The organism is Streptacidiphilus jeojiense, from assembly GCF_000719095.1.
Lineage (GTDB): Bacteria > Actinomycetota > Actinomycetes > Streptomycetales > Streptomycetaceae > Streptacidiphilus > Streptacidiphilus jeojiensis.
This window is the reverse complement of record NZ_JOEH01000002.1, coordinates 364,203-371,805: the sequence shown is the minus strand read 5'-3', so window position 1 is coordinate 371,805 and position 7,603 is coordinate 364,203. Positions and strand designations below refer to the sequence as shown.

At 72.5% G+C, this 7,603-nt stretch carries 7 protein-coding genes; 5 read left to right on the top strand and 2 right to left on the bottom strand.

Features of this window, described 5'->3' with window-relative positions; translation table 11 throughout:
• Window positions 1-169: 169 nt before the first annotated feature.
• Window positions 170-2,491, bottom strand: a complete 2,322-nt coding sequence (locus IF29_RS0103665) for a bifunctional salicylyl-CoA 5-hydroxylase/oxidoreductase (protein WP_030249418.1) — start codon at window positions 2,489-2,491, stop codon at window positions 170-172.
• Window positions 2,492-2,579: 88 nt separating this feature from the next.
• Window positions 2,580-3,407, bottom strand: a complete 828-nt coding sequence (locus IF29_RS0103660) for an enoyl-CoA hydratase family protein (RefSeq protein WP_030249415.1) — start codon at window positions 3,405-3,407, stop codon at window positions 2,580-2,582.
• Between the two features lie 108 nt (window positions 3,408-3,515).
• Here IF29_RS0103660 and IF29_RS0103655 point away from each other — a divergent pair, with 108 nt between their 5' ends.
• The 5 genes from IF29_RS0103655 (at window position 3,516) to IF29_RS0103635 (ending at window position 7,445) form a co-directional block, all read left to right on the top strand.
• Window positions 3,516-4,325 (top strand): thioesterase family protein, encoded by an 810-nt coding sequence (locus IF29_RS0103655; protein ID WP_030249411.1) that lies wholly within the window; start codon window positions 3,516-3,518, stop codon window positions 4,323-4,325.
• 156 nt (window positions 4,326-4,481) lie between these two features.
• Window positions 4,482-5,333: an LAETG motif-containing sortase-dependent surface protein gene (locus IF29_RS46730; RefSeq protein ID WP_198037254.1), complete on the top strand. Its 852-nt coding sequence runs from the start codon at window positions 4,482-4,484 to the stop codon at window positions 5,331-5,333.
• A gap of 44 nt (window positions 5,334-5,377) precedes the next feature.
• Window positions 5,378-5,524, top strand: a complete 147-nt coding sequence (locus IF29_RS44655; protein ID WP_380522821.1) for a hypothetical protein — start codon at window positions 5,378-5,380, stop codon at window positions 5,522-5,524.
• A complete protein-coding gene (locus IF29_RS0103640; RefSeq protein ID WP_157623563.1) occupies window positions 5,521-6,645 on the top strand; it encodes a protein kinase family protein in 1,125 nt (374 codons plus the stop codon). The genes IF29_RS44655 and IF29_RS0103640 overlap by 4 nt, the downstream gene beginning before the upstream one ends.
• A complete protein-coding gene (locus IF29_RS0103635; protein WP_030249405.1) occupies window positions 6,642-7,445 on the top strand; it encodes an exodeoxyribonuclease III in 804 nt (267 codons plus the stop codon). The genes IF29_RS0103640 and IF29_RS0103635 overlap by 4 nt, the downstream gene beginning before the upstream one ends.
• Window positions 7,446-7,603 lie beyond the last annotated feature (158 nt).

Sequence of the window (7,603 nt, the reverse complement as noted above, 5' to 3'; positions counted from 1 at the left end):
GGCGTCAGCCCACCACCCTGCGGATACCTCATACACCCGGCATACCGCGACAATCACACTCCGTCAGCCCCCAACGACATCACGCTTCCAAAGTCAGTAGCAGCCGACCGGCCGTCAGAGGTCGCCGGGCCGTCAGAGGTCGCCTGGCCGCCAGGGATCGCCGGGTCGGCTAGGGCGCCCAGCGGCCGTGGCGGGTACCCGGCTCGCCCTCGCGCAGCAGCTGGAGCCGGGGACGGGGCGCGTCGGTGCGGCCCGTCTGCGGCGGCCGGCTGCCGGCCCGGTACTGGACCGGCCACTGCACGCCCGGCCCCTGCCACCCCTGCTCAGCCGCCGCGTGCAGGGTCCAGTTGGGGTCGTAGAGGTGCGGGCGGCCCACCGCGACCAGGTCGGCGCGGCCGGCCAGCAGCAGCGAGTTGACGTCGTCCCAGGAGGACACCGCGCCCACGGCGAGGACCGGCACGCCGACCCGGTTGCGGATCGCGTCGGCGAAGGGGGTCTGGTAGGAGCGGCCGTAGGCGGGACGCTCCTCGGGGCTGACCTGGCCGGTGGAGACGTCGATGGCGTCGGCGCCGTGCTCGGCGAAGGCCCGGGCGATGGCCACTGCCTCCTCGACGCCGTTGCCGCCCTCGACCCAGTCCGTCGCGGAGATGCGCACCGTCATCGGACGGTCCTCCGGCCACACCGCCCGCACCGCGTCGAAGACCTCCAGCGGGTAGCGCAGCCGGGCGTCCAGCGGACCGCCGTAGCCGTCGGTGCGGTGGTTGGTGAGCGGCGAGAGGAAGCCGGAGAGCAGGTAGCCGTGCGCGCAGTGCAGCTCCAGCAGGTCGAACCCGGCCGCCGCACCCATGGTGGCGGAGCGGACGAACTGCTCGCGGACGGCGTCCATCCCGGCCCGGTCCAGCGCGCGCGGCAGCTGGTTCACCCCCGGCCGGTAGGCCAGCGGCGAGGCCGCGACCACCGGCCAGGACTCGTGGTCCGGCAGCGGTTGGTCCATGCCCTCCCACATCAGCCGGGTGGCGCCCTTGCGTCCGGAGTGGCCCAGTTGCAACCCGACGGCGGCGTCGCTGCCGGCGTGCACGAAGGAGGTGACGCGCCGCCAGGCCGCCTCGTGCTCGGGCGAGTACATCCCGGTGCAGCCCGGCGTGATCCGGCCCTCGGGACTGACGCAGATCATCTCGGTCATCACCAGCCCGGCGCCACCGAGCGCCCTGGCCCCCAGGTGCACCAGGTGGAAGTCGCCCGGAGTGCCGTCGGTGGCGGAGTACATGTCCATCGGCGAGACGACGACCCGGTTGCGCAGCGTCAGCCCGCGCAGCCGGAACGGGGTGAACATCGGCGGCGGGGTGTCGACCGGCTGCCCGGCGAAACGGGCGTCGGCGGTAGCGACGTACTCGGGGTCGCGCAGCCGCAGATTGCCGTGGGTGACCCGGCGGCTGCGGGTGAGCAGGTTGAAGGCGAACTGCCAGGGCGGCTGGTCCAGGTACTGGGCCAGGTTCTCGAACCAGTCCAGGCTGGCCCGGGCGGCGCGCTGGGTGGACTCCACCACCGGACGGCGCTCCTGCTCGTAGGCGGCCAGGGCGTCCTCGATCCGGCCGTCGCGGTGCTCGTGCAGGCAGGCCGCCAGGGCCAGCGCGTCCTCCATGGCCAGCTTGGTGCCCGAACCGATGGAGAAGTGGGCGGTGTGCGCGGCGTCGCCGAGCAGCACCGTGTTGCCGTTCCGCCAGGTGGCGTTGCGCACGGTGGTGAAGGCGATCCAGCGGGAGTCGTTGCCGCGCAGGGAGTGCCCGTCGAGCACGTCGGCGAAGAGCTTCTCGCACTGGGCGATGCTCTGCTGCTCGTCCAGTGCGTCGAAGCCGGCCCGGCGCCAGACCTCCTCGTGCATCTCCACGATGACCGTGCTGGCGTCGTCGGAGTAAGGGTAGCCGTGCAGCTGCATCGGCCCGTGCGGGGTCCGCAGGATCTGGAACCGGAAGGCGTCCAGCACCAGGTCGGTACCGAGCCAGATGTAGCGGCAGGCGTGCTGCTGCAGGTCCGGCCGGAACACCTCCGCCGCGTCGGTCCTGGTCCGGGAGCGGACGCCGTCGGCGGCCACCACCAGGTCGTGGCTGCGGGCCAGTTCGGCCGCGGGCGGGGCCTCGGTGCCGAAGCGCAGCTCCACACCGAGCTCGCGGCAGCGGTCCTGGAGGATGCCGAGCAGCCTGCGCCGGCTGGTGGCGGCGAAGCCGTGGCCGCCGGAGGTGAACACCTGCCCGGCGACATGCACGTCGATGTCGTCCCAGCGGGCGAAGCCGGCGGCGAGGGCCCGGTGCACGGCCGGGTCGGCGTGCTCGATCCCGCCGAGCGTCTCGTCGGAGAGCACCACGCCGAAGCCGAAGGCGTCACCGGGCGCGTTGCGCTCCCAGACCGTCACCTGGTGCGCCGGGTCGAGCTGTTTGATCAGCGCGGCGAAGTAGAGCCCGCCGGGGCCACCGCCGATAGCCGCGATCCGCACCGCGCGCCTCCCTCCCGGCCCGCTCGGGGCCGTACCGCCAGTCTATAGCGTTGATATGACGACCGTCATGGACCGGCCATCCTCCGGCTCAGCGTCCGCGCCACTCCGGGGCCCGCTTCTCCTTGAACGCCGCGTGGAACTCCGCGTAGTCGGCGCTCTTCATCAGCAGCGCCTGGGTCATCGCCTCCAGCTCGACGGAGGAGGCCAGGCCCATGTCCAGCTCCTGGGTGAGCAGCGCCTTGGTCTGCGCCAGCGCGAAGGCCGGCCCGTCGGCCAGCCGCCTGGCCAGGGCGGCGACCGTCCCGTCCAGCTCCTCGTCCGGGACCAGCTCGCTGGCCAGGCCGTAGCGGTCGGCGGTGGCCGCGTCGATGGTGTCGCCGAGCATCAGCAGCTTGGTGGCGTTGCCCAGCCCGACCAGGCGCGGCAGCAGATAGGCGGCGCCCATGTCGGCACCGGCCAGTCCGACCTTGGTGAACAGGAAGGCGAACCGGGCCGACCGGGCCAGCACCCGGAAGTCGGCTGCCAGCGCGAGCACCGAGCCGGCCCCCGCCGCGATGCCGTGGACCGCGGCGACGATCGGAACCGGGCACTCCCGCATCGCCCGCACCACCTGCCCGGTCATCCGGGTGAAGTCGAGCAGCTCGTCGGGCCGCATCTCCAGGGTGGCACCGATGATCTCGTCCACGTCCCCGCCGGAGCAGAACCCGCGACCCTCCCCGCGCAGCACCAGCGCCCGGATGTCGCCGCGGTGCGGCAGCTCGGTCAGCAGATCGCGCAGGTCGGCGTAGGAGGAGAAGGTGAGCGCGTTCAGCTTCTCCGGCCGGTCCAGCGTCACGGTGGCCACGCCGTCGGCGCGGGTGACCCGGAAGTGCTCCCAGTCCTCGGTGAACGGCACGGATCCGCGGAACGGGCTCACGGCGTCCCTCCCATCGCTGTTTTTCGACTGTCGTCACGACAACGATATGGGCTGGGGACACACCTGGGAACCGTGGCGGCCGACCACGCCGCGTATTACCCTTCGGTAATGGCCACCGCTGAAGCCTTCTACCTCCCCGGCCCGGACGGACGGTTCACCGCCACCGCGCTGACCCGCGGCCCCTGGAGCCCCGACGCCCAGCACGCGGGCCCGCCCGCCGCCCTGCTGGGACGCGCCGTGGAGCGGTTCGCCGCCGAGCAGCGGCCCGGGGCGAGGGTGGTCCGGATGACCTTCGAGATCCTGCGCCCGGTCCCGCTCGCGGAGGTTGCGGTGGCCGTCCGCGCCGCCGAGGCGGGCCGCAACGTCGGCCGGGTCGAGGCCGAACTGCGCCTCGTGGACGGCCGGGTGGCCATGCGCGCCACCGCCCTGCTGATGCGCGCCGAGGACGGCTCGGCCCCGGGCGTCGATCAGCCGCTGCCCTGCCCGGGACCGCACGAGGCCCCCGAGGGTAGCTTCCCGGTCCGCTGGGACGAGGGGTACCACACCGCCGTGGAGGTCCGCTTCGTCGCCGGATCCTTCACCGAGCGCGGCCCCGCCACCTGCTGGTTCCGCCCCCGCTACCCGCTGGTCGCGGGCGAGCCCGCCTCCAGCCTGTGCCGCACCCTGATCGCCGCCGACTCCGGAAACGGCATCTCCGGCGAGCTCGACATGAGCAGGTACCGCTACACCAACGCCGACCTGACGGTGCATCTGCGCCGCCCGCCGGTCGGCGACTGGATCGGCCTCAGCTCGCGCACCACCCTCGACCCGGCCGGGATCGGACTCGCCGACACCCTCCTCCTGGACGAGAAGTCCACCATCGGCCGCGCCGCCCAGACCCTCTTCGTCACCCCGGCCCCAGCCGCCCCGTCGAGCTGATCCGGCTACGCAAGAATTCCTTCTTACCTCCCTTCCCGGCAGCCCCGTCTTGCTAGCCTGCTCCTGTCACGAACCTTTGTGCGACCGTTGTGCAACCTTGGTGCGAACTTTGTGCGCCTCCGCTCCTGCCGACCACTCCGATGGGGTCTCCTCGCCATGCGTTCCAGCCAAATCGTCCTGACAGCCGCACTCACGGTGGGGGCGGCCTGCGTGCTCGGTTCCACGGCCTCGGTCGCGCAGGCTGCGGAGCCCGCCGCGGCGCCGCAGCTGGCGGCAGCCGGAACCTGCTCCTTCAGCGCCTCGCTGACCGGACTGGCCGGAGTGAAACTGCTGGCGGGCGGCCCGGCCGTGACAGCCACGGTCACCTTCACCAACCGCTCGGCGACGGCGGTCCCGAAGGTCGACGAGGTGCTGGAGTTCTACTACGAGAGCGCGCACTCCTACACCTACCCCGACACCACCAACCTCGCGGTCGAGATGCGGACCCCGTCGGGATGGACGCCGCTCAGCTACACGGACCGCCGCCTGCTGATCCGGTCCAACGTGACGCTGGCCGCCGGGCAGCAGGACACCGTCCAACTGCGGGTCCGCGCCACGCAGTTCAACGCCACCTGGAGCGAGATCGCCTCGGCTCTGGTGGGAACCGGCCTGCCCGTACCCAGCGCCTCGGGTGAGCCCACCGCCCCGCCGTCCACCGGCACCGTCTGCGGCGGCGCAGACCAGGCCGACTACGCCGTCTCCGACCAGACCTTCTTCATCCCGGGCTCCGCCACCACCAAGCCCTCGGCCTCCGCCTCCGCCTCCCCGTCGAAGTCAGCCTCCTCGAGCCCGAGCCCGAGCAGCGCCAGCAGCTCACCGGCACCGAGCGCCTCCCCCACCGGCCCCGCCCTGGCCAACACCGGAGGCGGCTCCAACACCGGCACAATCGCCGGCGCCGCCGGCGCCCTGGTCGTGGCCGGCGCCGCAGCAGTCGTCGCCACCCGCCGCCGCAAGGCCGCCCACAACTGACACCCAGCTGCGGGCGGTACCGCCGCTGGTGCAGAGTGAACCCCATGTCCGAGTACAAGCCGATGTCGTTCCATCTTGTTGCTGACGACACGCCGTCGTTCCGCGTCCTCGAGAAGCTCGGCTTCGAGCGGCACCACGTCTCCGTCGACGACCGCGGCGAGCTGGTCTGGCTCACCCGCACGCTGCCGTGACACTGCGAGTGCCGCCTGCGGTGGCCGCTGTCGTCGGTCCGGGCCCGTATACCGCCGTCCCGCTGACCCACAATCAGAACAATCGCGCCACGGCCGGTATCGACCGGATCCAAGGCCCCGACGGCAGCGCCGTCCGCAAGCGCCTCACACCCTCGGGCAGCGGCACAGCACGTTGGTCCACCAGCGACGACCCGCGGCACTGGAACCACTGGCGCCGCGAATACCTGGCCTACAGCACCGGTTTCGCCGCCACCGTCTACGCCGATGCCGGCCTGGGCGCCCCGACCCTGCTGGACGTCGAGGAAGACCCCGACGGCGGCCTCACCCTCTGGCTGGAGGACGTCGCGGGCAGGCCGGGACCGCAGTGGAGCGTCGCCGACCTGGGCGACCTCGCGCACCGCCTCGGCACCGCCCAGGCCGCCTGCGCGGCCCACCCGCCCGATCGGCCCTGGCTGTCCCACCGCTGGCTGCGCCACTACCTGGCCGCCGTCCCGGACCCCGGCAGCACCGCACCGGACTGGTCTCACCCGGAGGCCGTCGCCGCCTGGTCCGAGCCGCTGCGCGCCGACCTGGCCGCCCTCGCCGCCGACCCCGGACCACTGCTGGCCGTCGCCGAATCCGCTCCGCAGACGCTCTGCCACCTCGACCTGTGGCCGATGAACCTGATCGCGACGGACGACCGGACCGTCCTGCTGGACTGGTCGTTCACCGGTACCGGTGCGATCGGGGAGGACATCTCCAATCTGATCGTGGACTCGGTCGCCGACGGTCTGCTGGACCCGTCCCTGCTACCCGAAATCGCCGCGGCACTCCCCGAGGCCTACCTGCGCGGGCTTCGCGCCGGTGGCTGGCAGGGCTCCGACGCCGCCGTGCACAGAGCCATCGCCGCCACCGGTGCAGCCAAGTACAGCTGGCTCGCCCCGGCGATGCTGCGCCGCCTCGACCAGGACGTGACTACCCGCGCCTACGACCGCCGCTCCCCCGCCGAGACGCTGCGCCGGCGCCTGGGTCTGCTGGCCCTGGTCGCCGACTGGGCGCGCGCCGCGCTCGGCTGGCCGGGCCGTCATGGACAATGGACCGGTCCTCCGCCTCCGAGCCAGCAGGGAACCCCGGCACCATGAGCACGCTCACCGTCACCACGGCCAATGTCAACGGCCTGCGCGCCGCCACCGGCAAGGGCTACGTCGAGTGGCTGGCCGCGACCAAGGCCGACGTGGTCTGCCTGCAGGAGGTCCGGGCCGAACCCGCGCAGCTCGCCGAACACGTCCGCGAGCCCGAGGGCTGGCACGTGCTGTGGGCGCCCTCCGTGGCCAAGGGCCGGGCCGGCGTCGCGGTCCTCTCCCGGACCGAGCCGCAGGACCGTCGCATCGGCTTCGGCTCCACCGAGTTCGACGCGACCGGCCGCTACGCCGAGATCGACCTCCCCGGACTGACCGTGGCCAGCCTGTACCTGCCCTCCGGCGAGGTGGGCACCCCACGCCAGGAGGAGAAGGAGCGCTTCCAGGTCGAGTTCCTGGACCACCTCAAGGCCCTCCGCGAGCGCGCCGCGGCAGGCGGCCGCGAGGTCCTGGTCTGCGGCGACTGGAACATTGCGCACCACGAGGCCGACCTCAAGAACTGGAAGAGCAACAAGAAGAACTCCGGCTTCCTGCCGGAGGAACGCGCCTGGATGACCCGCGTCATCGACGAGGCCGGCTACGTCGACACGGTCCGCCGCCTCCACCCGGACGTCGACGGCCCCTACTCCTGGTGGTCCTACCGCGGCCGCGCCTTCGACAACGACTCCGGCTGGCGCATCGACTACCAGATGGCCACCCCCGCCCTCGCCGAAAAGGCCACCTCAGCGGTGGTGGAACGAGCTGCCACCCACCCTGAGCGCTGGTCCGACCACGCACCAGTGACTGTCACCTTCGCACTCTGACGTCCACTGCCGTCGCGGGCCCCCAGCGCGGCTTCGCTGCCTGACCCACTCTTCGCACGTCAGCCGCTCAGGCCTGGGGTCGGGAAGATCTGCGCCTGGTTACGCACGGAAGATGCAATCCGCCAATCTGCTCCCGCCGCGGACCGAACGCCGACGCC